Origin of the sequence: Shinella sumterensis (assembly GCF_004514425.2) — a bacterium.
GTDB lineage: Bacteria > Pseudomonadota > Alphaproteobacteria > Rhizobiales > Rhizobiaceae > Shinella > Shinella sumterensis.
Map to the genome: position 1 here is coordinate 42,458 of NZ_MYFN02000009.1, position 23,972 is coordinate 66,429.

The 23,972-nt window shown below is 59.3% G+C and carries 21 protein-coding genes; 7 read left to right on the top strand and 14 right to left on the bottom strand.

Features of this window, described 5'->3' with window-relative positions:
* The first annotated feature begins 129 nt into the window (after positions 1–129).
* Complete coding sequence (locus B5M41_RS16915; protein WP_112831519.1) at positions 130–351, top strand: hypothetical protein; 222 nt, start codon at positions 130–132, stop codon at positions 349–351.
* A gap of 65 nt (positions 352–416) precedes the next feature.
* Here the strand turns inward: B5M41_RS16915 and B5M41_RS16920 are convergent, their stop codons facing one another.
* Together B5M41_RS16920 and B5M41_RS16925 are read right to left on the bottom strand one after the other, a co-directional pair.
* Entirely contained in the window at positions 417–665 is a 249-nt protein-coding gene (locus B5M41_RS16920) for an usg protein (protein ID WP_112831529.1), read from the bottom strand.
* 45 nt (positions 666–710) lie between these two features.
* Positions 711–1,064 carry a hypothetical protein gene (locus B5M41_RS16925; protein ID WP_134652880.1) on the bottom strand — a complete coding sequence of 118 codons (354 nt, stop codon included), beginning with the start codon at positions 1,062–1,064 and terminating at the stop codon, positions 711–713.
* A 333-nt stretch (positions 1,065–1,397) separates the two neighbouring features.
* On the opposite strand from B5M41_RS16925, the gene groES reads away from it, so the two are divergent.
* The 3 genes from groES to B5M41_RS16940 all read left to right on the top strand — a co-directional run bounded on the left by groES (position 1,398) and on the right by B5M41_RS16940 (position 4,338).
* Complete coding sequence (gene groES / locus B5M41_RS16930) at positions 1,398–1,712, top strand: co-chaperone GroES (protein WP_134652882.1); 315 nt, start codon at positions 1,398–1,400, stop codon at positions 1,710–1,712.
* 54 nt (positions 1,713–1,766) lie between these two features.
* Entirely contained in the window at positions 1,767–3,395 is a 1,629-nt protein-coding gene (gene groL, locus B5M41_RS16935) for a chaperonin GroEL (RefSeq protein ID WP_134652884.1), read from the top strand.
* A gap of 146 nt (positions 3,396–3,541) precedes the next feature.
* Positions 3,542–4,338 (top strand): IS5 family transposase gene (locus B5M41_RS16940; protein WP_413713176.1). Its coding sequence is split into 2 segments (ribosomal slippage): positions 3,542–3,866 and positions 3,866–4,338, totalling 798 coding nucleotides; the frame shifts between segments, so codons are not numbered across the junction.
* 479 nt (positions 4,339–4,817) lie between these two features.
* Here the strand turns inward: B5M41_RS16940 and B5M41_RS16945 are convergent.
* The 8 genes from B5M41_RS16945 to B5M41_RS16980 form a co-directional block, all read right to left on the bottom strand.
* Positions 4,818–6,557 carry a phospholipase D-like domain-containing protein gene (locus B5M41_RS16945; protein ID WP_230640163.1) on the bottom strand — a complete coding sequence of 580 codons (1,740 nt, stop codon included), beginning with the start codon at positions 6,555–6,557 and terminating at the stop codon, positions 4,818–4,820.
* The gene (locus tag B5M41_RS16950; protein ID WP_230640205.1) at positions 6,554–9,844 is read right to left on the bottom strand and encodes a DEAD/DEAH box helicase; all 3,291 of its coding nucleotides are present in this window, start codon (positions 9,842–9,844) and stop codon (positions 6,554–6,556) included. The genes B5M41_RS16945 and B5M41_RS16950 overlap by 4 nt, the downstream gene beginning before the upstream one ends.
* A gap of 129 nt (positions 9,845–9,973) precedes the next feature.
* Positions 9,974–10,894: a hypothetical protein gene (locus tag B5M41_RS16955; RefSeq protein WP_134653137.1), complete on the bottom strand. Its 921-nt coding sequence runs from the start codon at positions 10,892–10,894 to the stop codon at positions 9,974–9,976.
* Between the two features lie 222 nt (positions 10,895–11,116).
* Positions 11,117–14,635, bottom strand: coding sequence for a DEAD/DEAH box helicase (locus B5M41_RS16960; protein ID WP_134653135.1), 3,519 nt, complete (start codon positions 14,633–14,635; stop codon positions 11,117–11,119).
* Positions 14,619–15,398 carry a Hachiman antiphage defense system protein HamA gene (locus B5M41_RS16965; protein ID WP_134653133.1) on the bottom strand — a complete coding sequence of 260 codons (780 nt, stop codon included), beginning with the start codon at positions 15,396–15,398 and terminating at the stop codon, positions 14,619–14,621. The genes B5M41_RS16960 and B5M41_RS16965 overlap by 17 nt, the downstream gene beginning before the upstream one ends.
* A gap of 18 nt (positions 15,399–15,416) precedes the next feature.
* The gene (locus B5M41_RS16970; protein WP_230640164.1) at positions 15,417–16,262 is read right to left on the bottom strand and encodes a restriction endonuclease; all 846 of its coding nucleotides are present in this window, start codon (positions 16,260–16,262) and stop codon (positions 15,417–15,419) included.
* 60 nt (positions 16,263–16,322) lie between these two features.
* Entirely contained in the window at positions 16,323–17,360 is a 1,038-nt protein-coding gene (locus B5M41_RS16975) for a nucleotidyl transferase AbiEii/AbiGii toxin family protein (RefSeq protein ID WP_230640167.1), read from the bottom strand.
* A complete protein-coding gene (locus B5M41_RS16980) occupies positions 17,353–17,943 on the bottom strand; it encodes a DUF6088 family protein (protein ID WP_134653209.1) in 591 nt (196 codons plus the stop codon). Before B5M41_RS16980 ends, B5M41_RS16975 begins: the two co-directional genes overlap by 8 nt.
* A gap of 142 nt (positions 17,944–18,085) precedes the next feature.
* On the opposite strand from B5M41_RS16980, the gene B5M41_RS16985 reads away from it, so the two are divergent.
* Positions 18,086–18,946 (top strand): pPIWI-associating nuclease domain-containing protein, encoded by an 861-nt coding sequence (locus tag B5M41_RS16985; protein ID WP_134653211.1) that lies wholly within the window; start codon positions 18,086–18,088, stop codon positions 18,944–18,946.
* Positions 18,943–19,806 carry a phage exclusion protein Lit family protein gene (locus B5M41_RS16990; protein ID WP_134653213.1) on the top strand — a complete coding sequence of 288 codons (864 nt, stop codon included), beginning with the start codon at positions 18,943–18,945 and terminating at the stop codon, positions 19,804–19,806. The genes B5M41_RS16985 and B5M41_RS16990 overlap by 4 nt, the downstream gene beginning before the upstream one ends.
* A gap of 93 nt (positions 19,807–19,899) precedes the next feature.
* On the opposite strand, the gene scpB is transcribed toward B5M41_RS16990, so the two are convergent.
* Positions 19,900–20,586, bottom strand: coding sequence for an SMC-Scp complex subunit ScpB (gene scpB, locus B5M41_RS16995; RefSeq protein WP_134653215.1), 687 nt, complete (start codon positions 20,584–20,586; stop codon positions 19,900–19,902).
* A 2-nt stretch (positions 20,587–20,588) separates the two neighbouring features.
* Positions 20,589–21,542, bottom strand: a complete 954-nt coding sequence (locus tag B5M41_RS17000; RefSeq protein ID WP_230640169.1) for a DUF1403 family protein — start codon at positions 21,540–21,542, stop codon at positions 20,589–20,591.
* 125 nt (positions 21,543–21,667) lie between these two features.
* Between B5M41_RS17000 and B5M41_RS17005 the strand changes: the two genes are divergently transcribed.
* A complete protein-coding gene (locus B5M41_RS17005; RefSeq protein WP_085421389.1) occupies positions 21,668–22,801 on the top strand; it encodes a tyrosine-type recombinase/integrase in 1,134 nt (377 codons plus the stop codon).
* Positions 22,802–22,823: 22 nt separating this feature from the next.
* On the opposite strand, the gene B5M41_RS17010 is transcribed toward B5M41_RS17005, so the two are convergent.
* Both B5M41_RS17010 and B5M41_RS17015 read right to left on the bottom strand, forming a co-directional pair.
* The gene (locus B5M41_RS17010; protein ID WP_085421390.1) at positions 22,824–23,150 is read right to left on the bottom strand and encodes a helix-turn-helix domain-containing protein; all 327 of its coding nucleotides are present in this window, start codon (positions 23,148–23,150) and stop codon (positions 22,824–22,826) included.
* Positions 23,143–23,508, bottom strand: coding sequence for a type II toxin-antitoxin system RelE/ParE family toxin (locus B5M41_RS17015; protein WP_085421391.1), 366 nt, complete (start codon positions 23,506–23,508; stop codon positions 23,143–23,145). Before B5M41_RS17015 ends, B5M41_RS17010 begins: the two co-directional genes overlap by 8 nt.
* Positions 23,509–23,972 lie beyond the last annotated feature (464 nt).

Below are 23,972 nucleotides of genomic sequence, written 5' to 3' on the forward strand. Positions count from 1 at the left end.
GCTCGGCCCGTAAACCAAGATCAACGTTTCATGCTTTTGCGGCGGAGTTCGGCTTTAGGTCGAAAAAGGCTCTCGCCCAAGAAGCCGCGCTCTACGCCATCCTTTCCACACGAACAGGAGGAAGTGTTGATGCCGATGACACGTGAAGAAGTTGAAGCCGTTCTGGGTCCGGTCGATGACGTGCTTGTCGCCGATCTTATTTCGACCGGTGCATCAGCCGAAGAGCTCAGGGAGGCGTGGGCATGGTTCAACAGCGATGAAGCGCTGATTGGAGCCGGTCGCCCTCTTCCCGGCTCACGAATCGGCGAATTGATCGACATGCTTGACGAAAGGGAAGATGACGGCGCCTGAGTGGCGACCGTTGCGTCTACCAGGCCAAGTCGCCGCGGCACGGGTCGCCGCGGCGATCTTCTTGTTCATTGGATCGAAATGACCCCGTCTACAGCTACCCAGTCCGACGGTTCAATCAGATGGTTGTGGGCAACTCGCACCGAATGGAGCGGTCCTTGTAGCGTTTCTGACCAGAAATCCAAGAAAGCGCGGAGTTCCGGAAAGTGCGGCGCCAGATCATAATCTTGCCAGACATAGAGTTGCAAAAGGCCGGGATGGTCTGGCATCCGATAATGGATCTCCGCCGTCGTCAAACCATAACCTTCCATCTGCATCAGGAATTCCCGGCTGACTTTCGAAATCACTTTCTTCCATCCTCTTTAGACATGCATGTCTACGCCATGCTTTTTGTCGCCTCTCGCGCCCTGCAGTCGAGCCCCGCACGGTCGCGCCTGTGCGTCCAGCCGCTGCAGCGCCTCCATAATGACGTCAAATGGGATTGGCTCAGGTGAGCCGGGTCGCTGTCGAAGCGCCGGGTTTGACTCGATAGCACAGGCATCGGAAACCCACGCCGCCAGAATCGCCCGTTTCTCATCCCGATCCAGTATCCGGCTTTTTAACACCTCGTTGGGATGAGAAAAATACTGCGCCGGTGACAACAACCGATCAAGATCCGGGTCTGTTGCGGACTGCAGCGATGACGGAATGCCCGTCAATTGCTTTCGCTTTTCCATCGATATTCTCCATCCAACACAACATTCTCACAAATATCAGTGACGGATTTGCGGAGCACATACCCCGCCGGAAAAGTGATTTTGGTATTTTCTTGAGGTGATTCAAGACAGAACGACACTCGTCGGAACAGAAATATCGTCAGAATTTCAGTGCCGTAGCACTTCGTGCCTCAGAGTGCTGATTTTTTTAACTCACCCTCTTGAAAAGATAAATTGGCGAACCCAGCTCATTTTCCGCGCATTGCCGAAAGGGATGCGCAAGCCCCGCTCCGGACCAACCGGTTCGGAGCGGAGGAACCTCTCTTTAATCTGTTTGTCCTGAAGGAGAACGATATGACGTTCCGTCCACTACATGACCGCATTCTGGTCCGCCGCATTGAGGCTGAAGAAAAGACCAGGGGCGGTATCATCATTCCTGACACCGCCAAGGAAAAGCCGCAGGAGGGCGAGGTCATCGCCGTCGGCCCCGGCGCCCGCAACGAATCTGGCCAGATCCAGGCACTCGACGTCAAGCCCGGTGACCGCATCCTGTTCGGCAAATGGTCCGGCACCGAGATCAAGATCAACGGCGAAGACCTGCTGATCATGAAGGAAAGCGATGTCATGGGCATCATTGAAGCCCAGGCCGAGCAAAGACAGGCCGCCTGAGCCATCCACCCTACGTTCATCAGTCAGATAGCTGCCTATTGAGGAGTTAAAGAAATGGCTGCGAAAGAAGTCAAGTTTCACACCGATGCCCGTGAACGCATGCTGCGGGGGGTCGATGTGTTGGCCAATGCGGTGAAGGTCACGCTTGGTCCGAAGGGCCGCAATGTTGTGATCGACAAGTCCTTCGGTGCTCCGCGCATCACCAAGGACGGTGTTTCGGTCGCCAAGGAAATCGAGCTGGAAGATAAGTTCGAAAACATGGGCGCCCAGATGCTGCGTGAAGTGGCGTCAAAGACCAATGATCTGGCCGGCGACGGTACGACCACCGCGACGGTTCTTGCCCAGGCAATCGTCAAGGAAGGCGCCAAGGCTGTCGCTTCCGGCATGAACCCAATGGACTTGAAGCGCGGCATTGATCTCGCTGTCGACGCAGTCGTCCAGGAACTCAAGACTAACGCCCGCAAGATCACCAATAATTCCGAGATCGCTCAAGTCGGTACCATCTCGGCCAATGGCGATCCGGAGATCGGCCGCTATCTTGCCGAGGCGATGGAAAAAGTCGGAAACGAAGGTGTGATCACGGTTGAAGAGGCCAAGACCGCCGAGACCGAACTTGAGGTCGTCGAAGGCATGCAGTTCGACCGCGGGTACCTCAGCCCCTATTTCGTGACAAACCAAGACAAGATGCGGGTCGAACTTGAGGATCCCTATATCCTGATCCACGAGAAGAAGCTGTCGAACCTGCAGTCAATGCTTCCCGTTCTCGAAGCCGTTGTGCAGTCGGGCAAGCCGCTGCTCATCATCGCTGAAGACGTCGAAGGCGAAGCGCTCGCGACGCTCGTTGTCAACAAGCTGCGAGGTGGCCTGAAGATCGCTGCCGTCAAGGCTCCGGGCTTCGGTGATCGTCGCAAGGCCATGCTGGAAGATATCGCCATCCTGACGGGTGGTACTGTCATCTCCGAAGATCTCGGCATCAAGCTGGAGAATGTCACACTCAACATGCTTGGTCGCGCCAAGAAGGTGGCCATTGAGAAGGAAAATACCACGATCATCGATGGCGTCGGCTCCAAGGCGGAAATCGACGGCCGCGTTGCCCAGATCCGTGCGCAGATCGAAGAAACCACGTCGGACTACGACCGCGAGAAGCTGCAGGAGCGTCTTGCGAAGCTCGCTGGGGGCGTTGCCGTCATCCGCGTTGGTGGCTCGACCGAAGTCGAGGTCAAGGAAAAGAAGGATCGCGTGGACGATGCCTTGCATGCAACCCGCGCGGCCGTGGAAGAAGGTATCCTGCCCGGCGGCGGCGTGGCCCTGTTGCGTGCCGTGAAGGCCCTCGACAATCTCTCCACTGCCAACCAGGACCAGCGCGTCGGCGTCGACATTATCCGCCGTGCGATTGAGGCTCCTGTCCGTCAGATCGCCGAAAACGCCGGCGCTGAAGGGTCTGTCGTTGTCGGAAAACTGCGGGAGAAAAGCGAGTTCTCCTACGGCTGGAATGCCCAGACAGGCGAGTATGGCGATCTCTACGCGCAGGGCGTCATCGATCCGGCCAAGGTCGTGCGGACCGCTCTCCAGGACGCAGCCTCTGTCGCCGGCCTGCTCGTCACGACCGAAGCGATGATCGCCGAAAAGCCGAAGAAGGAAACCGCATCGGCTATGCCCGCCGGCGCCGGTATGGATTTCTAAAGCGATCATGGGTGGTCCGCCGCACCTGCAGGAGGCGGGCCACCTCACAACGTTCGGCCGGAATAAAAGGAACTAGGCCGCGTCCCCATAAACGGGGTTCATGTAGCGCGCGGATTATGATTCACTCGCCTTGAAGGGAGATCGTCATGCGCCGTCACGAACTGAGCGACGAAGAATGGGCTGTCATCGAACCTCTGCTTCCGACCAACAGCCGTGGAGTGAAACGCGTTGATGATCGCCGGGTAATCAATGGTATCCTTTGGCGGTTTAGGACGGGTTCGTCCTGGCGCGATGTGCCGGAGCGCTATGGCCCGCGAACGACGCTCTACAATCGCTTCTCTCGCTGGCGACAGGCAGGTGTCTGGGATCAACTTCTTGATGCCGTGTCAAAGCGTTATGCGGGTGACATCGTGATGATCGACAGCTCCTGCGTTCGCGTTCACCAGCACGGTGCCAACGCTAAAAAGGGGGCTCTGCCGATCCTTGCATGGGACGTTCCCGTGGCGGCCTGACCACCAAAATCCATGCGCTCGTCGATGCCGATGGACGGCCTGTTCGGCTGGAGTTGACTGCAGGCCAAGCTGCCGACGCCCCCATGGCCGAAAGGTTGCTGAGCGGGTTGCAGCCTGGTGCGACGCTTCTTGCGGACAAGGCTTATGACACCGATGCGATCCGTCACTTTGCCAAGCAACGGAAATGCTGGGCAAACATCCCTGCCAAGGCCAACCGCAAACAGACCTTCAGCTTCAGCCGCTGGGTGTATCGCCAGCGCAACCAGGTCGAGCGCTTTTTCAATCGTATCAAGCAGATGCGCGGCCTTGCCACACGATATGACCGCCGGGCCGACAACTACTTGGCAGCACTCAAGCTCGCAGCGACAAGGATATGGATTGACAATCGGACGATCTGGAATACACCGGTCATTGCCTTCAATCGCGTATAGAAGGGGGTTCAGTCGCACCTCTTGCCCGGCAAGCAAGTCCAGAAAGTCCTGCCCCGCGCCGACAACAGAACCGCCCTCGAAACGTCCCTTTATTTGGCTGATGACATTTCTGTCCGGCAGGATCGTAACACCAGCATCGGCGACCGCGAGTCCAGACGGAAGCCAACCGCCACGCTGCAGGCTGACGGCCATCGAACTGTGAGTGCTCTCGAGCATGGCGTTTCCGCGTGCCAGCCCATCGATCTCAACCCCTTGGATGTTCGTCTCTAGAATTCTGGCGTGACGCCAATTGAGCGGGACCGACAGAGGTTTATGCAGTTGCGCGCCCGCCAGCTCGTCGTAGTTCAGCGGTTCCAGTTCCAGGCCAACGACACTCACGGAACGAGGAGGCTGACCGTCTTGCCCATCAAGCTCCACGAATTTCATGACGAGGCCGGCATTTGGGACGTTGGGCGCGAACCTTTCAGACACGACCCCGGTCATCTATTCGCCGCCTCGAATTGCTCGAGCAAGGATGTCGCCAGGTCCGAGCCTTCCAGGTAAAGACCGATCTCGTCCAGCGGGTTCTCCTCCAACCCGGATTGCGAGCCCCAGTTCAAACTGCTGACGACGATATGGTCGTTGTCCCACGCCAGGAACTTGGCGTGCAATTGCGGCTCCGGTACGCCAGTCAGCTCGACGAGCCCGTTCAGACGTTCACGGTGCTCCGCGACGTGCCCGCGTTTGACCGGCCCGGACCGTCGCGAGTAGTAGACGCGCACGTCACTCAATCGCCGTCCTGCGACCTCTGCGGGGTCGAACAGGGCCGGGACCATATTGGCTCCGACCTTGTTGGTACAGCAGATGAAACGCTCCTGGGCATCGTGCGCCGCAACTCGCAGAAGGCGCTCGTGATCGTCGGCTCGAAGAATGGTAAGCCGGGCGGTCGGAGCCGAGATTTCTGAAGCCGCTGAAAGACGGCTACGCTGGCGCCGCATTTCCGACGCCATAAACAGCAGCGTTTCCACGGATCGACTGGCGCCGGAGAGTTTGGCAATGATCTCGCGGAGGAGATCCATCCCGGTCGCGACAGCGTTGGTTTCCGTGAGTTCTACGGAAACCTCGACAGCTGAAAACGGCGACGAAAGCCAGTTGCAGGACCCCATCACAGCAGTTGCGCCACCATCTCCATCGTCGGCGAGGAGGAACTTTGCATGGCTGCCGACAGGGTCTCTCTGTACCAGCAGGTAGCCTCTCGTTTGCCGAACTGCCGATAGCCGGGTGTAGAGTTCCTGCATGGCTGCCGCATGCTTGGCGCGGTCAAGCGACGTTCCAAAGAACAGGTGGCATTTGACGCCGCGTCTGCAAGCATCCTCGAGGGCCTGCCAAATCCTCTCGCGCTTCTCTTTGCCCTTCTCATCTGTCTGCGACGCGACAAAAGTTGAAAGGACAAAGATGTTGGACTTCGCGGCGCCGACGATTTGCTCGAAGCGCTGCAAGTGCTGTTCAGAGCCAACGAGAAGCTGGTCGGCGGCAAACGACGTGTTGATCGCCACTGGCTGGCTGACTGCCGGTGCGGCGGTCGTCGGCAAGATGCCGGTCTTTATTGTCGCCTTTAGCGCCTCCACGAGCTGGTTACTCGCCCCCTGTGGCAAAATCCCGTCTTTCACATCGTCGAGATTGAGAACGAGGAATTTTCGCTCCAGGAATGAACTGTTGGCCTCCACACCCCGAAGCCACTCCCCTGGGCGAAGTGTACCGGCCGTGAACTGGCTGACACGCTGCATCATGGAATAGTCCGTCTCCGGCGCCTCGCCCGTGGGAAAAGCGACAATGGCTCCGCTGTCCGGGAGCTTCGAAACCGGGATGATGTCCACGTCTCGTGTCCTGAAGACAGATTGCCCGACCTTTTCATAGACGACACTGATACCGATTTCGCGGTCCGCGGTCCGTTCTGGAAGTGCGCGTCCGGCGCGAATGAAGCCATGCCCGACACTGCTTGTCGCGAGCACCGGCTGTGGTGAAAGCCGGACTTCAACAAGGCCGAACTGCATCAGACGGGCAACCGTTGAACTCACAACCTGTCGCGGGATTCCCAGGTGTGCCGTAACGGCATCGATTGTCCCCGGATCGCGATCAAGCGACAGCAGAACCATTTCCTCGATAGGGCTCCAGCCCCACGTGCGCTGAACGATGCCCGGCGCCCGATAATGCCATGCGGGAATGTAGATGTTGTTCATTGGGAGAGCTTCCCATTCTCATCGACCGTGACGATGGAAGCGCCCATGTCACCCCCCGGAAACTCCGTCTCTGCAAGCCGCGCGATTTCATCGAGCATCCTTCGCAGGAAGCCGAGCTCGTCGTTCAGCCTGTCGGGATCGATGCCGTTTACGGTATTGCTGATAAACCTCCGGCTGGTGGCAACTATCAGCTTATGCTTGGCTCGGCTGAGAAGTACGTTTAGCCGCTGCGGATTCTTGATGAACCCGAGGGCTCGCGTGCCAACAAGCACATTGTTCCGGACAAGGCTGGCGACGATCACGTCCGCCTCACCCCCCTGGAAACTGTCGCTCGTATAGATGAACTTTCCGTCTCCGCGCGGGCTGGCGAAGCCAAACAGGGTCTTCTCCGCCGTGTCGATCTCGGGTTTGAGCAAGCGCTCGAAATGACTCACTTGGGCGGAATAGGGCGACAGCACCGCCAACGTTGGCCGATGCCCGTCTGCCGGCACGATTGGTCGCAGCCTCTTCATGGCGCTCACGATCGCCGTTGCCTCGGACTCGTTGCGATACGAGCGCTTGATCTTCTGCTCGAACGCCCGGCGTTTGACGACACTCAGCGAAGGCATGTCGAGGATCACGATAGGCGAAGTGGGGAATCCCTCGACGGTGTCCACTGCCGGCTTGCGCTGTTTCACGCGCTGCGACGAAACGAGTTCTCCTTTATAAAAGGTATCGGAGACAAGCTCGCCGATTGCCGGGTGCATCCGGCTCTGTTCCCGTAGCGTGTTTGCGATCGAGCTCGGACGTTTCGTGTCTGCGGTTCTTACTGCCTCTCGCTGAGCAATTGATCGGAACGGCTCCTCGAGGCGAGCGGCGATGGCGAGAACATCCCTGAGCAAGAACTGATCCGCCTTCAGCGCGTCGAGGGCGATTTCCACTTCGCCAGGCAGATCGGGAATAGCGGAAAGCTTTTCTTTGGCATCCCTCAGCAGTTCGTTTGCCCGCTTGTCGTCGTAGAACTTTTGGCGCTCGACCACGTCGAAAGGCGACAATTGATTGTGGTCGCCGATCATAACCCGGCGGTTACCGAGAAGAAGGGCGCCAATCAGCTCGGCACCATTGGCGCGCGCGGCTTCTTCGATGAAGACCCAGTCGAACTGTTCGCCGTCGGCAATCATTTCCTCAAGGACGTGGGATGAGGTGGTGGCCAAGGTGACGTCGGACGAGCGAAGCATCAGATTGTCGGTGTCGCGCAAGGCACGTTCGGCAATCGATTTTTCCGACCTGTCGACGGGATTCAGCGCCTGAGTGATCTGATGGAGCTGGCTTGCCATGACCGCCGCGCGCTCAGCGTCGGGTTTGGACACGGAGCGCAACAACGCGACCGAGTTCCGTCGCAATGTGCTCTCTTCTTCGCTGATACGAGATCGTTCGACGCGAACGACAATGTTCGATTGCTTCGGCAGGAACTTGCGAAGCTCGTCCTCCATATGGACGAGAGTCTCGTGGTTTTGGGCAGACACCAGAATGCGGGCATCGGGCGTTTGATCGAGGATGCTTTTCACGAGATGTGAAATCATAAAGGTCTTTCCCACACCAGGGGGACCGACGACGACATTGATCGACCTTCCCGCGACGATAGACCTCCACGCCTCGATCTTCGATGGCTCCATATCTGCATTTGCCGGCGGTGAACCCGGAACAGCAATGTCGCGCAGCACGTCGTCCATCGCTACCTGCGCCGGATCATCCAAAGCTCTGAGAAGCTCGACGTTGGCCCTGGCCGCGACAATGTTCTGCAGCCGTCGCCTGATGGCGCGCTCGGTTCCAGTGTCCTTGCGGGGCCGCAGATAAAGAGACTGCCCTGCCGGAACCGCCAGGTTCGTTGCAAAGGCGAACGCCAGTTTCCCATCGACCAGATTGCTTCCCTCATAACTCAGTTCAGGCACTCGCTCACGGCCGGTTGCGAGTTTGGCTGACCTCGATACGGTCCAATTCACCTTTCCGTCGTCATATTTGAGTTCGCGCCGCATTGCCTCCGCTGCAGTGCGCAATCCCATTATTTCGCGCTGACCGTCCCGTATCGAATCATCGCGAGGAGCGAGCCACACCACGTTCTGCTCGCTGTCGGGCAACGAAAGAACTTCGACGGGATACAGACGAAACTGCTCCCTCAGCAGGGTAAATGCCTCAAGCAGGATCAGAGCGAACCACATCGGAACATCACTCGCTGCCCCGGCTGCTCGGACGCGTTCCGCGAAATCTCGCCATCGTCGTGCGCCTGGACCAAGGTTGCGCACGCGCTCTTCGGCACTCGCGCGATTTCTCGCCAAATGCAAACGGTGAACGACATCCTCCGCGCCTTGTATCCAGTCGTTCGGCCGCCTTTTATGCGCTGCCTCAATCATGCCAATCGCGTCGTGGACGATCTTCACGTTGTAGATCGCCAAATCAGTGAGAATGCGCAGGCTATCTTGACCGGCGGGGACAAGACGAACCCCGGCGGAAAGCAGATCTTCCGCGACGAACTGCATTAGGGCAACGCCGTCATGCGCCGGTATCGTCCCGGACGATAGAGCCGGTAAATCGCTCTGGAGGGCGTTGCGCGAGGGGTAAAGGATGAGTTCTCCATCTGAACTTGACCCGACCCTGTCGAGTTCGGCGACAACTTCCCTCAACTCGCCGAGCACGATGCTGCCGTCAAAGAGCTGAAACTGCGGCGGGTTCACCAAACGATCCAGCATTCGGCGTTCGATCGAGAGCAGCGAAGGGGAATTATCTCCATCCAGGCCGAGGATGGCAGAGGCCACTCCGGCAAGATCGATCCAATCCTGCCGAAATGAAATCGCGCCAGACGCGCGCAGAAGATGTCCGGAGGCTCCAAGATCGCTGTCAGCAATGTGGACGCATGCTTCAAATCCCCCGAGACGATAGTCGTCGCTATCGTCTGAATGCGAGAAGATCGTATGGGTGCTCACACCGCCATGCACGATACCCGCATCGTGGCACAGGGTAAGCGCTTCCGCGATGCGCACGATATTGCGCCAGAAAACATTCCGGCTGGTACTCGCCAGAAAGCGGTCCTGTCGTGCTCTCCGTCTATGGGACGACCCTGAGATCGGGTTGCCGGGATCAGCCATGACGATCGCGATTTCCTGCCCGTCCTCAACGACATCGAGCACTTCGACCAGGACTTCACGCGCCCGCCGTGAGGAGAGAACACGTCGAATTCGCCGCAATCCTCGACTGATAATCGCCTTCAGGTCGCCATCCAGCGGCGTGCCGGTCTTCCTGAAGAGCCGCAGCAAATATCGCTCACCATCGTCATGCCGCTCCAGCCCGCCTATTTGCTTTTGACATAGCAGATTCGTCTGGTGGTTGCGTCTTCAATCCACTTGAAGCTGGTATTCTTCTAAACATCGTGGCCCGAAGCCTTAGCCAAGAACGCGCTTGTTCAACTCGGCATAGGATGGATAGGCGGTGTCCCGACGTCCCGCGGCATAAAGCCTTCTGACACCATCTTCCATCGAGTCGACATCGGCTTCAAAAAGATGCGGCATGACATCGGTCAGCTTGGGAAGCTCAACGATGCGGTGAGCAGCCAAGCGGTCAATCGCCATCTCTCGGGCCGAACTGCTCGTCCAGCCGCCACCTCCCTCCTTCCGAAAGTGGCTTTGGTCGATGATGCCTTTTATCCAAAGCCAAGGGGCGAGCCGCTGAACACGATCCTCGGAAATTCCCCACATCGGAAAATAGTCACGGGAGAAAATGACTTCCGACCCGTCTTTCAGTCTCCAGACTCCATAGGGGAGCCAGAGGCGGGACGGGACGAAATCAGAAAGGGCGGAGCGCGGCGTCACGACCTCGAAGTCCGCACGTTCGCCAAGACCCGAGTCGAAAAGCAGATAAGTCGGTCGGCCAGCGCGGCGAAGATACGCCGGCGTGTTGGAACCATAGGCCTTGTCTTTCACGACAGTCCCCGGCTTCCCCGGCGCCGCGCGACCAAAAAGCCGTCGCCGCCAGATCGAGGCCCGCAACGTCATCTGCTCGTCAAGCGACCAGGGTGTTTCACGCAAAAGACGTGCCTTGGACACGGCGTGCTGTACCTCGGCATAAGGAAGACCGAGAGCATCGGCTATCGAGAGAATGATATTCAGCGCATCGTCGAGACACGGGTCGCCGGGCTGTGTTGGTCGATGATGATGGCAACTGCCGGAAAGATCGTGCCAATCGCGGTAGCCCAGCACGCGCGCGAGCGCTTCATGCACATCTGAGAGCTTCAGATTGGTCGCGGCACGAACAAGATATTTGGCGGCCTGTTTTGGCCGATCGACATCGGGAAACGGAAGTCGCATGGAACCACTCCAGCGGTGCTATCTATGGCGTGTCCACTTGGCCCGAGCACCTTGGAAAAAGGTTCCTGCGGGTTGATTCAGTCGTTCCTGCCCTGAGGCTTCGCCAATGTGGACGGCATGGCCGGAAAAGCCATGCGTCAAACGTAGGTGATTCGAGTCATCTGACCAAGAAGGCGCGATCAGCGCTTTGCGTGAAATGAGATATCGCCATCCAACAGCGCCTCACGCGCCCGACAGATCAGCTGGTCCCAGATAGGTGATGTCGATCCGACCGACGTCTTGGGCTACCTGAGCGCGCAACAGGCCCGCTCTCCCCGGGTTAAGCGCCGCCTGCAAATTGCCGAGCACTGCGCCGTCGGCGGCGAACACCCGAGGCTGACCTCCCCAATGGTGAACCTGCACGGGGGTGCCCGGTGCTGGCGGCGCGCCGAGCCATGCGACGTTTGCCCAATATCTTCGATCAGCCCAGGTGCGGTTTTCAGGCGGCGTAAAACTCTGCACGAACTCCGTCCACATTGCCTTGGTCTCTGGCGTCGGCCAGTCGGGCTGCGCACTCCAAGCCGAGACGACTTCCGAACTGAGCCATTGCCGAAGCTGCTGGCCGGTGTGAAAGGCGGCGCCCGTGTCGATGACCGCCTTGATGGCGGCAAGCCTTGAATTGAAGCCGGCTTGGATGAGGATAGATGCAGAGCGATTTAGCGTGCCGGTTTCGACAGCGGGAACAGCGAGACCCAACTCATGGTCTTCGAGAAGAGCATCAAAGACGCCGACCGTATCACCGTTCGCGGCCGCACGGACGCGGATCGCCTCCATAGCCCATGGAAGGCGATAGACCAGACCGCCTTCTATGAACTGCAAGGTTTCCGATTCCTGACCCGCCGCCACGCCGGCGAGCGGCTGACCCAAAAGCCATGCCCGCAGGATGTCTCGCCAGTTTACGGGCATGGGGTCGGGCGTGAAAGGGAAGAATGCGAAAACCAGCTCGGCAAGTGCCGTGATCGCTGCGATTGCGGCCTCCGCGTCACCTTCGAGAATCCCACCATTCGCCTGGATCAGGAGAAGATTGGCCTCTGGCGCAATCGCATCCAAAGCATGCCCGGTCGTCAATCCAACGCCTGCAAGGAAATAACCGCGCCGGCGCGCCGCCGTCGATTGGCTCCAAACAAGTCGGCTTCTGGACAGGAGGCCCGCTTTCAGAACCTGCTGGACCTGTCCATTCTGCCGCAGGAGACGCCGATGCCAGAGGGACGACTGGAGGATGTTGTCCAACGCCGCTTCGATGCCCTCATCAGGAACGTCATTTTCGCCGATCAGGCTCAGGATTGCCGTGTCGAGGGTGGCGACATGCCGCTCCCAGTCCGCAAGCGCACGTTCCCGATCCTCCGGTTTCTCATTGGCGATTTCCGGAAAAGTCCAGGCTGCCGCATTGTTGACGACATAGTCCACGAGTTGATTTAGGTCACCGCCGATGCGCGCGTGCATACGCGACAAAAGCGTCCAAACCAAAAGGGCGAGACCGCTTTCCATGTTTCGGGCACCGAGATCGTTGATGAGCTTCTCCCAGTTGCGCCGCTTCTTCACGATGTCGTCGAACATGGGGAAGAGCACAATGCCTTCGACATCGACATAGGCCCGACCGGCGCGACCGATGACGTTTTTGAATTCGGAAATCTCAATCATTTCCCCGCTGCGGTGAAGCGAGTGCATCACGACCGCGGTTGCTGACAGGTTGAGCCCCTGCGCCAAGGTCGGCGAGGAGATGGTCACCTTGAGCACATTGTCTCGAAGCAGCCGTTCCACCTCTTTGCGGTAGGCTGTCGGCAGGGCGCCGTGATGCAGCGCGACGCCCAGGCGAAGGCACTTGAGGATCGCGCTGTTCGAGCCCAGCCACTCCTCTCCGAGCGCAATCGCAGTGTTGAGCACCGCTGGATCGGCTTCAAGCAGGGAACGCAACGCTCCGCGCTCATGAAGATCGACGATCACATCTGCGAATGGCTCAACACTTCGCCGCTCCGGGCAGAAGATCAAGACAGTCTGTCCATCGTCCGCCAGCCGCCACGCAGTCGCCAGGCAGAGCTCGCGTTGGTTGTCAGGGAAAAGACGGGTTCGGCGACGTTTTGGTGGAACCCACCTCGGGGGCTCGGAACCTGTGAGGAAGCGTGCCACCCATGGGCGCTCGTCACCGACGCGCAGGTTCAATCGGGCATTGGGCGAGGTCCATACCACTTCGCCAAACCGCAATCGGGTCGGACGCCAGTCATTTTTAATCAGTCCGCCGGGGTGATCACGTCGAAGCCAGGCTGCGAAGTCGTCGAGCTGATCCCCATCAGGTAGAATAGCTGACAGGCACACAATCCGACGCTGGTGTGCGTCGGGACGTCGTAAGAGCCGCTGGATCTGGACTTCATAGCGAACCTCGCGCTCGTTGAGACCGATCATGTGCCCTTCATCGAAAACGAGCAGACCGACGTCATCGAGTAGGGACGGATCGTTGCGTAGCGCGAAATCAAGCTTCTCGGGTGTTGCCACCACGATGTCCCGCTCCCGGATTGCGTCCTCATCGAACCCGCTCACCCCGATGCTGCCGTAAAGCGCAGAAATCGTTTTGCCGAGCGGGCCGAAACTTCTCTGCAGGGTCGTTTCCGTCTGAGCTGACAGGGCGCGCAAGGGCGTGACAAAGACCACGCGCTTGCCGCCGGCAAGGCATCGCAGGATGCACAGCTCGGCGACGCGCGTCTTGCCGGCACTTGTAGGTAGCGAAACCACCAGATCGTCCGACTGGTCGACGGCACGCACCGCGGCTTCGATCTGCGACGGCCAGAGGTCGATTTCCGATTTGTGGCGCCGTTGAAGTAACGCGATGAACAGCTCTCGAAGACGCGGCCAGTCGGCTGCTTCACCCCCCGCCGGCTGCAGTGGCACTCGCTCATGAAACGTGCTCGACCACAGGTCCGACAGGAGATGGATCGCGATGCGATGCGCCCACCATTGCGGTAGCAGATTCAGTTCGCTGCAGATAGAGAGGCTCATCCGGAGCCGTTCCAGCGCCTGATCGAGCAATGGCCGTTCGCCCCGTTCCAGTGCGAGGAGGAACAGGGACATCGCCGCAAGGAAACCGTCTATCAGTGCGGTATCGAGTCCATCGAAGATGAACTCGTTGCCGCCGTCCGCCAGGTCCGCTGCGGCCTCGGCCTGATCGAGTCCAGCCTGGATCACGGCGGCAATACGGGCATCGCTGCCCTCGCCGGAACCCTTGTAGTCGAAGATGGCGGTCCGAAGAGCGCTCAAGTCCCTTCGCATCAACTGCGCGAGCACGCGTTCGATCAACGAAAAATTGTCGCCCGCTTCGACAATCGCGAGCAGGGAATAGGCGCGGGCGGAAAGGTGCGCGAGATGGTAGCTCGCCGCCGCCATGACAAAATGGAAGTCGCGATCGATCTCGTCGGGATTCCCCTTTGCTATTACCGCCTCAAGGGCCGTCGCCGCCTGTTCGAAGGCGATGCGCGCTTGTGCGGCATCCCCGCCCATTTCACGCAGGCGAAGACCGAGGCCGAGAAGTGCGTAACCATAGGAATGAAGATCATAACTCAGTTGGGGAGCGAAGGCCGGTGCATCGGGAGGCAACACACCATCGCGCCAGATGATTGCTCTCGCCTGGCCGCGGGCGATCAGGCGACCACGAAATCCTGCGGTCGCAGCTTCATTAATGTCGGCGATAATCGCTTCAGGCGTTGTTGGCATTGACGATCACCTGATCATAGACGGCGCCGATAAAGGCGGCATGGCCGTCGACGCGAAGTCCGACCCCCCATTGGTGAAACTCACCGGGATAGGCTTGCAGTGAGGCGGTCAGCATTGCCTCCGGCGAGTTTCCGGAGAAGGTGAAAAGAAGGTGCTTGACGCTGGCCGGCGGAATTCCGTGTTTCAGAAGCGCGTCGTCGATCGCATCGGCCAGGGACTCATTGCCGAGTTCGAGGAGACGGGCTGAAATGAACGAGAGAGCGTGGCCCGAAGGTAGCCCTCCATCCTTGTTCAGATTCTCGCGCGCTTGCGCGACCACCTGCGCGGTGAGGGTTGCCCGGCTCTTGGCCTCGGTTTTCAGGAACCGCAACCGCTGTGTGTCCCCCTCCAGCAGTAGCGCGATGACATCCTCACCACGCATTGCCATGTTACGATGATCTTTCCAACGCAATCTTTTGATCGGCGCATGATAGCCGCCGCTATGGGCGTCGATCCACTCGGTTGCGTATATTTCACCGAGATCGCCCGAGCGAATGGCCTTGGTCGTCGGAAGCTTGCCCTCGATCAAAGCCGCAGCAGCAGGCTTTCCAAGTCGGCGGAGGGCTCGGGCGACGTGTTCTTCGGAAGCGTAATGGCCGGGAACGACTGCCGCTGTCGTTTGTATCCCAGTGGCAAGGTCAGCTGCTCTTCCGGTTATCACCCTGCGAAAGTGCGCGCCAACCTCGCCATCGGCAGAATCGCACCAATCGTTGAACTGCACCATTTGCGCCTCCTCCCCCGATCAACGTGCAAAGAGGTCACGAACGCGGACGAACGGCGAGCCGGTCTCTGCGGCACGGCGAACTTTACGCTCAAGAACCTTGGTGAGCGGCAGCTCGCGATCCAACATCTCATAAAGGTCGAGACCATCCATGCAGATGACGCGCTTGCCTCGTCCGAAGGCAATAAGACCGTCGTCGGTGAAGCTGCTATTGCTGATGAAGAGGCCGCGGGTCCACGCCGCCTTCTGCTCGATCTTGCCGTGAAAGGTGTGCAGCTCGGCGACGCCAATGGGTTGACCCTGCCATTTGGCTTCGACGAGATAGATTTCATTGCCGAGCTGGAAGCTGCCGTCGATCTGCTCGCCACGCAGGCGAAAAGGTTCCTGGGCGGCTAATCCGAAAGCGTTGAACAGATCCTTGAGGAAACCCTCGAAGGCATAGCCCCGCGCCTGTGGGGCGAGCGCCGTAATCTGCAGGAGATCCGACTTGGCCTTGGCAATCTTGTTCCGGTCGATGGCGGTGGCCGCAGCACTCGGCGCAGCTGGTGGCGGAGCGTGATTACCCGAAAGTCGATTGATCATACCCAGGTAGCGGGTTTCAGCATTGACGACCGGGTCTTTGCCGGCGGTGCGCGCGAGATATTCTGAACGATGCTCCCAAAGGGCCGCAAGGGTACGAACAGCGGTGGCGTCATCGCAGTGCTGCAGGAAGTAGCGGAGGCGTTTTCCTTTCGACCCTCCGTTCGCGGCATACTTGGGGTCATCGATGTTGACCTTGAGCTCTGAGGCGAAGAACTCGGAAAAGCTTTTGTCAGAAAAGTCCAGCACGAAGCCCTGCCCCCGGACAAAGTCAACGAGATCATCCACCAGGCGCAGATCGATCGACCGTATCGAACTAATAGGCTCCCCCCGGAATGCAGCGTTAGATCAGCTGTTAATTGTTTCTTGGAGTTTTTTGATTTTGGCAAGAATGTCGTCGAAAGACAGCGGCTTTTCATCAAACATCATGGGCGCCATGGCACGATAGTCAGCGCGCAAATCTTTGATGCGGGACTCCGCCGGCATCAGTCTCAAAGTACCAGGCCTCGCTGTATCGTAGCGGGCCCAACTGGACCGGAAGAAGGTCGCCTTGTGCTTTGCCACTGTTACGAGAAGGTCGAAATCGCCGGCCGCGGCTTTTCCTTCCTCGGTGTCGAGGAGCATTGCGAGATCATAATAGTGGCGGGAGAAATACTGCGGCGTTGCGGTCTCGGCGGGACGGTGCGCCTCGGCGTGCAGCGCAGTCGCCTTTTCCCAGAAGGTCCGTTGCGCGGAGAGGACAGTCACGGTGCATTCCGGATCTTTGAAGAAATCCGGAAAATCCTCCGCCGCGTAAGGATGAATAATCTTCTGCTCAGTCGGCCATGGATCGCCGCGCGCACCGAGCTCAAGCTTCACCCGCGGCGTGATGTAGGCCATGCCTTCATATTCAGAGTTGGAGAGCGCAGGCGGATAGTGGAAGTTCACTGTCTGCGCGTCGTTGGCATCTATTTCCAGCGACCACTGGCCTTCGCTCGGCTCGCCCAATTGCTCGACGATCGCGGACCTGAGCGCCGGAAGAAGTTTCTCGGCAATATGCCGCTCGACGTCACTCACCAAGGCTTCGATCAGTTTGTTCACTTGCTTCTTGCTGATGCCTTGCTTTTCCGGATCACGGTCGCCGGTGTAGCCGAGCTCCGCGCGATCGAACGAAAGGTCGATATCCTCGGAAAAGCGGCGGATGGCGCCGAATGCCTTGGAAAGGGATGTGCCACCCTTGAAAACGAGGGTGGCTGCATCTTGTTTCTGCAAGCGGAAAAGACGCTTCAAAGTCCAGCAGACCCAGAAGTCCTTTTCGATGATGGTGTTGGCAACCCCTCGAAGGGCGCCCGTTTCACCAAACAGGGCAGCACGATCATCAGCCGGAAGAAGAGCCACCCTATCCATCGATCTCACCCGACGCGTTGGCGATCGATACGAGTGTCGGCCTCATCCAGGCTGGTGCCTGAACCGCGGAGGACGCAAGCATCTTCTTGTCGTTGACTGACAGGCGGCGCACTGCGACCTGCGCAACGTCGCCGGCACGCATCGCTCCCACATGGCGAAGCGCTTGCACGACCGTGCCAGCCGCACTGCCAGGAGCGATCAAGTGCTTGGGCGAGGCATGTCGCAGATCGACGACGCGCTTGCCCAGGACGACCCGGCGAGAGGGACCGTCGGTAAGATAGGTCGTCTTCGCCGGCACCTGCGTAGTGAGCCCGAGTGCGCTCGCCGCGCGCGCGCCTGCAATCTGCAACTGAGAACCGGTTTCCCGTGCGAGCGCCTGGGCGATATCGTCCGGAACTGGCGAAAGCAGCCCAAGCTGCGGATGGACCTTCGGGAAATCATAAAGGCCTCGCGCGAGGCGCCGTAGCTTGCCACCCTTGACCAGTCGCGACAGCGCCTGATCGACCGCGGCGCGTCCAGCAATGCCCAGGAAATCGCTCGGCGTGAAAACGCCGCCACGCCCGCCAGCGCGGACGCGTTTCATGATCTGATCCGGGACTGATGTCGTAGTGCTTTTCATATGTCAGAAAATAGTGCATCTTTTTCTGACATTCAAGCTCTGTATTCAACGCCTGCGGTGGAACGGAAGCTCCGGCCCTACTAACTCTCGGAAACCGAAGATATTGATGAACAACAATCCTCCACGCTGGAGCCAACTCAAGAAGATCCGTCGCACACTCCAGGCACGAATGCCGAAGGATAAATTCTTTGATACCGTACTCGAAGGCTGCTTCCGTGTCGCTCGAGATCGGGATAACCCGCTTCGGGGAAACTTCGCGGCAAGCGGCCTGCGGGAAGCGATTGGGCATGTCCTGCACAGCCTCGCTCCTGATGAGGACGTTCGCGCCTGCGTCTGGTTCATTCAGGCCACGGACACCAAAACCGTCACTCGCCAGCAGCGTGCAAGTTACATCGTAAAGGCTGGGTTGCCGGACGAATTCGTCAGTGACACTCTCGACATAGATGTGCGCGACTACACCACCCCCCTGATCGAGGTGATGGATGGGCTCAACAGGGCGACGCATGTTCGCGCCGATACCATCCTCTCGAAAGGATCGAAGATACGTGTGATGATCCACGACGTCTTGCGCGGCCTCGATCAGTTGCTCGAAGCCGCGAATAAAAGCCGCGAGGCTATCACCCATGCCGTGGCTGACGCGATGCAAGAAGCCGTCTTCGAAAAACTCATTTCCGAGACGATTGACGAACTTGATGAGCTTTCGACGCATACAACGGTCGATGGCCACAACATAGACAAGGTGACCGTGACCAAGTTGGATTCGCAGGACATTAGCTATCGTGTTGAAGGCGAAGTCGAGGTCGAGCTGCAATACGGGTCTAACTCGGACGTCAAAAACGACATCGGATTTCGCCAGGGTGATTCCTATCCCTACGTCGTGACCGTTACATGCGCTGTCGCTCGGCCCATGGCAATTCGGGCTGATGATCTCAACATCAGCGTCGACAACCGGAGCTTTTACGAATGACCGATGCTGAACGACTGATGCGTGGTTTTATCCCCTCGCTCAGGGAGAGCCCATTCAGAATTGCGCCGGAGCGCGTTCATGAGCTTTTGGCGAAAATGGGAGGAGAGACATGGGTCCTCGAGATTGTTGATGGGCCGGCAAATTTCGAGGCCTTCCCAACCACCAAGGAGATTGAGGGCACGTACGCGGCCTTGCTGAGCCTCTGGGCTGTGGCCGCCTCAGTACATGTCCTATCCGTTCTTACGCAAACGGCCGCCGAAATGAACCTTTCGCAGATCGTCATATCACCTGGCGGTCCGGGTTCTGCTGCAATCGAACTTAAAGACGCCGCTCTGGCGCTGATACGCAACGAAGAACTTTCTTGGGACCATCCTCATGTAGAGCCAGATGCAGCAGCCGATCCATCGTCCGCAGACGGCCTGACCAACAATCTGTTCCTCGCAGCGGCAAGCTTCATAGTCTTGCATGAATGCGGGCATCTTTTACTCGGGCATCATGCATATACCGCGCTGATGCATCAACAGGAGCACGAGGCAGACGCTTGGGCGGTGTCGTGGATCCTCGATAAAGTTCCAAGCGATATGCACCGTGAGTTCCGGACCTTAGCGATCTGCGTCGCGTTCATCTGGATCGGGCTCGTCGATGAAGTTAGGCAAGCCACGTCAACGCACCCGCCTGCCGCCCAACGATTTGCCGACGCTTTCAACAGCTTTGAGAATGTCCCGATGGAGAGCCAGGCATTGGAGATCAGCTATTATGTGCTGAAGGCGTTTTTTGATCCGACGACCGACCTTCCACAGCCTGACTGCGCGAAGAATGGTTTCATCGATCAACTCATAGATTATTCTCGCAGTCGGTGAAAAGCACAGAGCCAAATGACGAGGGTTGCCAACGACTGACAATTCAGTGTCTATGGTTGCCGGAACACAGAAAACGCTGATTGGCGCGCAAACTCACACCTCCGGAACGTCACCAAATTCATCGGTGACGCCTTTTTCCAGCGCCTGCCGGCTGAGCAGTCCCGCGTCCTCCAACCGCTCGAGGTCCGGCAGATCGCGTAGCGTCTGGAGACCGAACGCCGACAGGAAATGCCGGGTGGTCACATAGGTGTAGGGCGCACCGGGTGTCGGGCTGCGCGGACCAGAGCCGAGGAAACCGGCGTCGCGCAGGCTGGCGATCGTGTCGCGGCTCACCTCCTTGCCGAAGATTTTCGACAGCTCGCCGCGCGTTACCGGTTGCAGGAAGGCGATCGCCGCCAGTACCGCGGCCTCATGCTCCGACAGCGAAACCGAAGATGACCGCGTCGGGGCCTGCGAGGCGCGGATCACTGACGCATAGGCCGAACGGCTGCGATGCTGCCATCCGCCGGCAACGGAAACTAATTCGTAAGGGCGATCGCGCAGTTCCTCCGTGAGGTCGTCTATCAGCAGGTCGATGCTGCAGTCCTTGCCTACCACCCGCGCCAAGGTTTCGCGGCCGACCGGCTCGGCCGAAGCAAAGATCACCGCCTCGACGCGCAACATCCATTCGCGCCAACGCAATTCCGGCGGCAGGTCGTCCAGCTCCCTGTCGATGAGGATTTCGTCCTCCGACTTCGGTCTGCCGCCACGAGTTGCTTTGGCTGCATTTGATCCGGCCATGATCACAACCCGTAAATCCGGAATGAGGACCGGCCGGAAAGCTCGCGCACGGCGCCGAAACTTTCCAGGCGCTCGAACAGCCGCGTCGCCGCCCAGCGGGAGAGATTGCTACCCGGCGCCGATGCCGTCACGGCGTCTTCCGCAAGCAGTCTTTGAATGACGACGCCGGCGCCCTTTGTCCGCACCTTCGGCGCCACGGTCAGAAGGATGTCGGCCCGCCGGGCGATCTCGCTCGCCGAGCGCAGGGCACTGCCCGTCGCTTCGACCAGAGCCAGGCAGACAGCGCGCAGGAAAGCGGCCTCTCCGGGACGGACGCGGCCCCTGCCCCCGAGCGTTCGGAAAGCCGGGCCGTAGCGCTCGGCCATCAACAGTGGCACGGGGTGGTTCCATTTCAGCATCGCGGCGATCAGCATATCGGCGAGCGCCCAGGCTAGCTGCTCGGCGTCGGGGCGGTCGCTATAGATCACCGAAACGAGGTCCGCCGCGGCGAAGGGCGCCGGCCGGCCCGACTGCAATGCGCCGTCGGCATGGTCGACGGCCGCCGCCAACCGGTCGTCCCAGGCGAGACCCAGCAGATCGGCCAGTTCGGCGACGGTCTTCGTCGAGACGCTCGGTTTTCGCGTCGACAATCTTTTGTATGCCAGAAACACCTTTCCGGCGGGCCCGGGGTCGTCGCCAGGCACTGTCAGCAAAAGCGCATCACGCAACGCGTGTTCGTCCTCGTTCCGGCCCGCCAACCGCACCGCCGTCATAGCGCATTTCAGCGCCCGGCGCGCGCGCCAGCAGCCAGCCCAGTCGGGTTGGGAGCGAACCAGATCATCCAGCGATTTCAGGGCGATACCGGCGGCGAAGGCGGCGTCCACTTCCGTCAGTTCACGCCCGCGCGGGCTCGCCCAAGCCGGCAACTGGGTAGGCGGGGCGGGGGTCGAAGCAGGGGTGCGGGCGAGCGAATCCATGCTGCGGAGCATATATTGCCTGTGCGGTTTTCGCCATAGCTTTCACCCATAACCGCACGGCTTGTCTTGTATATAAAATGACTGATAAGTTTGCATTATCGTTCATTTTGCTCTTTATATAAAGAATGACCCGAATCGTCGACCAGAACCCCGAAAATTACCCTCAGGAACACTCAGCAGCGTCTGACAGCACGGCGGATTCCGCTGATGTTTCCGCGCCCGGGGCATCGGCCGGGCTCCCCTCCCCTCTTCCGGATGCCAACGCCGGCCTGCCGGCCCATCTGCAGGACCTCAGCGACCGTGCCCGCAGCTATGTCGAGGCCGCCTCTTCCGCCAACACCCGCAAGGCCTACGCTTCCGACTGGAAACATTTTGCCGCCTGGTGCCGGCGCCAGAACCTGTCTCCCCTCCCCCCGGATCCGCAGGTCGTCGGCCTCTACATCACCGCCTGTGCCTCGGGAACCGCGGAAAGAGGTATGAAACAGAATTCGGTGTCGACGATCGAGCGACGTCTCGCCGCCATCGGCTGGAATTGTTCACAGCGTGGCATGCCGCTGGATCGCAGAGACCGTGCGATCGCCACCGTGATGGCCGGCATCCGCAACAGGCACGCCGCCCCGCCCCGGCAGAAGGAAGCCATCCTGCCCGAAGACCTGATCGCCATGCTGGAAACGCTCGACAGGGGAACCCTGCGCGGCTTGCGTGACCGGGCGATGCTGCTGATCGGTTTTGCCGGCGGCCTGCGCCGCTCGGAAATCACCGGACTCGACTTGGGGCGTGACCAGACGGACGATGGCCGCGGCTGGATCGAGATTTTTGAAAAGGGCCTGCTGGTGATGCTGCGCGGCAAGACCGGCTGGCGCGAGGTGGAGATAGGTCGCGGCTCCTCCGACGCCACCTGCCCGGTCGCCGCCGTCGAAACCTGGATCAGATTCGCCAAGCTCGCCAAAGGCCCCCTCTTCCGACGCGTGACTAGTGGGGGCAAGGATGTCGGACCGGACCGGCTCAACGATCAGGAGGTGGCACGCCTCGTGAAGAAGACGGCGCTGGCTGCGGGTGTGCGCGGGGACCTGAGCGAAGGAGGGCGTGCCGAAAAGTTTGCAGGGCACTCGCTGCGCGCCGGCCTTGCCTCGTCGGCCGAGGTCGATGAGCGCTATGTGCAGAAGCAGCTCGGCCATGCCTCCGCCGAGATGACCCGCCGCTACCAGCGTCGGCGCGACCGTTTCCGCGTCAACCTGACGAAAGCGGCAGGGCTGTAACCCTCCCCTCCCGGTGGCTTCCTTAAGCCTTGGAACCGTGTCGAGAGCGCTCCGCGATGCTGGAAAGATCGACTTTCTTGCCCGCGACATCCGCGACGATCTTCAACGTACCGCCGAGCGATTCAACATAATCACGAAGCGTCGACAGCTTCATGTCGGCGCGCTTCTCCAGTCTCGAGACGTTGGTCTGCTTGAAACCGGTCCCGGCAGACACGTCTTCCTGCGTCCGTCCGGCAAGTGCCCGCAATTCCCGCAGATTGTGCGCCGTGACAAGCTCGTCGGCGCGCTTTGCTACGGCGCGCTGTTCATCCTCAGGCAGCGTCTGTATCAGCTTATCGAGATCATCCATGTTTCTTCTCCAACTCGCTCAAATGCTCGTCGTACCGTTTGTCCGCCAGATCGATCAGCCGCTTGTAGAAGAGCTTCTGGCTGACGCCACTCTTCGCACCACCGCAGAGGACGACGGCTTTCCGTTCCGGATCGAAGGCAAAGGCGAACCGCCATTGCACCTTCAACACCTTGACGCGCAGCTCCTTCATGTTCACGTGTCTGGAGCCTTCGAGGGTATCGACCTCAGGTCGCCCCAGTCGAAAGCCTTTCTCGCGAAGCAGCACCAGGTGCGCGAGCAACTCGACCCGAACATCTGCCGGAAGGTCTGTGATCTCGCCTTTGAAGCGGTCATGAAACACGACCTTCCATTCCGTCATTTCATATCCTGAATGATATAGATACTTTGAGATATATAATCCACGGCTCCCCTCAAGGCAATAGTGGCGTTTGCTTCGGAGACGCCAGCAACCGATCGGTTGTCTGCGTTCGCACCCTTTGAACAAAGGGTGCGCTGATCATCGGGATATGTCGACGAAACCCGCTTCCATCGACACATTCTGGCTATATGTCGTTGCCGGCGACATAACCAGTATCTACACGGCGATGAAATGCTTAGGACGTTCCACGTTCGCTCGACGCTGCGCTTGTCGACGCGATGGCAAACGATCGCGCTTCCGTGAATGGTTCTGACGGTGAGGGCTGGACGCACTTGATCGGTGACGGCTTCAACTAAGCGGCATGTTTGGGATCGCACGATATCGTCGAGGTAGTCGAAGATCGAATGTAGGTCGGGATGCAAGGTATCGGGACTAAGACCGCACTGGAGTGCCTGTAACGAGGC

Excerpts from the sequence above, each read along its gene's own strand:
- groL (WP_134652884.1), top strand. The coding sequence starts at position 1,767 with ATGGCTGCGAAAGAAGTCAAGTTTCACACCGATGCCCGTGAACGCATG.
- B5M41_RS16960 (WP_134653135.1), bottom strand. The coding sequence starts at position 14,635 with ATGCCAACAACGCCTGAAGCGATTATCGCCGACATTAATGAAGCTGCG.
- groES (WP_134652882.1), top strand. The coding sequence starts at position 1,398 with ATGACGTTCCGTCCACTACATGACCGCATTCTGGTCCGCCGCATTGAG.
- B5M41_RS16985 (WP_134653211.1), top strand. The coding sequence starts at position 18,086 with ATGAACAACAATCCTCCACGCTGGAGCCAACTCAAGAAGATCCGTCGC.
- B5M41_RS16975 (WP_230640167.1), bottom strand. The coding sequence starts at position 17,360 with ATGGATAGGGTGGCTCTTCTTCCGGCTGATGATCGTGCTGCCCTGTTT.
- B5M41_RS16980 (WP_134653209.1), bottom strand. The coding sequence starts at position 17,943 with ATGAAACGCGTCCGCGCTGGCGGGCGTGGCGGCGTTTTCACGCCGAGC.
- B5M41_RS16945 (WP_230640163.1), bottom strand. The coding sequence starts at position 6,557 with ATGAACAACATCTACATTCCCGCATGGCATTATCGGGCGCCGGGCATC.
- B5M41_RS16915 (WP_112831519.1), top strand. The coding sequence starts at position 130 with ATGCCGATGACACGTGAAGAAGTTGAAGCCGTTCTGGGTCCGGTCGAT.
- B5M41_RS16925 (WP_134652880.1), bottom strand. The coding sequence starts at position 1,064 with ATGGAAAAGCGAAAGCAATTGACGGGCATTCCGTCATCGCTGCAGTCC.
- B5M41_RS17010 (WP_085421390.1), bottom strand. The coding sequence starts at position 23,150 with ATGGATGATCTCGATAAGCTGATACAGACGCTGCCTGAGGATGAACAG.
- scpB (WP_134653215.1), bottom strand. The coding sequence starts at position 20,586 with ATGGCCGGATCAAATGCAGCCAAAGCAACTCGTGGCGGCAGACCGAAG.
- B5M41_RS16965 (WP_134653133.1), bottom strand. The coding sequence starts at position 15,398 with ATGGTGCAGTTCAACGATTGGTGCGATTCTGCCGATGGCGAGGTTGGC.
- B5M41_RS17005 (WP_085421389.1), top strand. The coding sequence starts at position 21,668 with ATGACCCGAATCGTCGACCAGAACCCCGAAAATTACCCTCAGGAACAC.
- B5M41_RS16920 (WP_112831529.1), bottom strand. The coding sequence starts at position 665 with ATGCAGATGGAAGGTTATGGTTTGACGACGGCGGAGATCCATTATCGG.
- B5M41_RS17015 (WP_085421391.1), bottom strand. The coding sequence starts at position 23,508 with ATGACGGAATGGAAGGTCGTGTTTCATGACCGCTTCAAAGGCGAGATC.
- B5M41_RS17000 (WP_230640169.1), bottom strand. The coding sequence starts at position 21,542 with ATGGATTCGCTCGCCCGCACCCCTGCTTCGACCCCCGCCCCGCCTACC.
- B5M41_RS16990 (WP_134653213.1), top strand. The coding sequence starts at position 18,943 with ATGACCGATGCTGAACGACTGATGCGTGGTTTTATCCCCTCGCTCAGG.
- B5M41_RS16955 (WP_134653137.1), bottom strand. The coding sequence starts at position 10,894 with ATGCGACTTCCGTTTCCCGATGTCGATCGGCCAAAACAGGCCGCCAAA.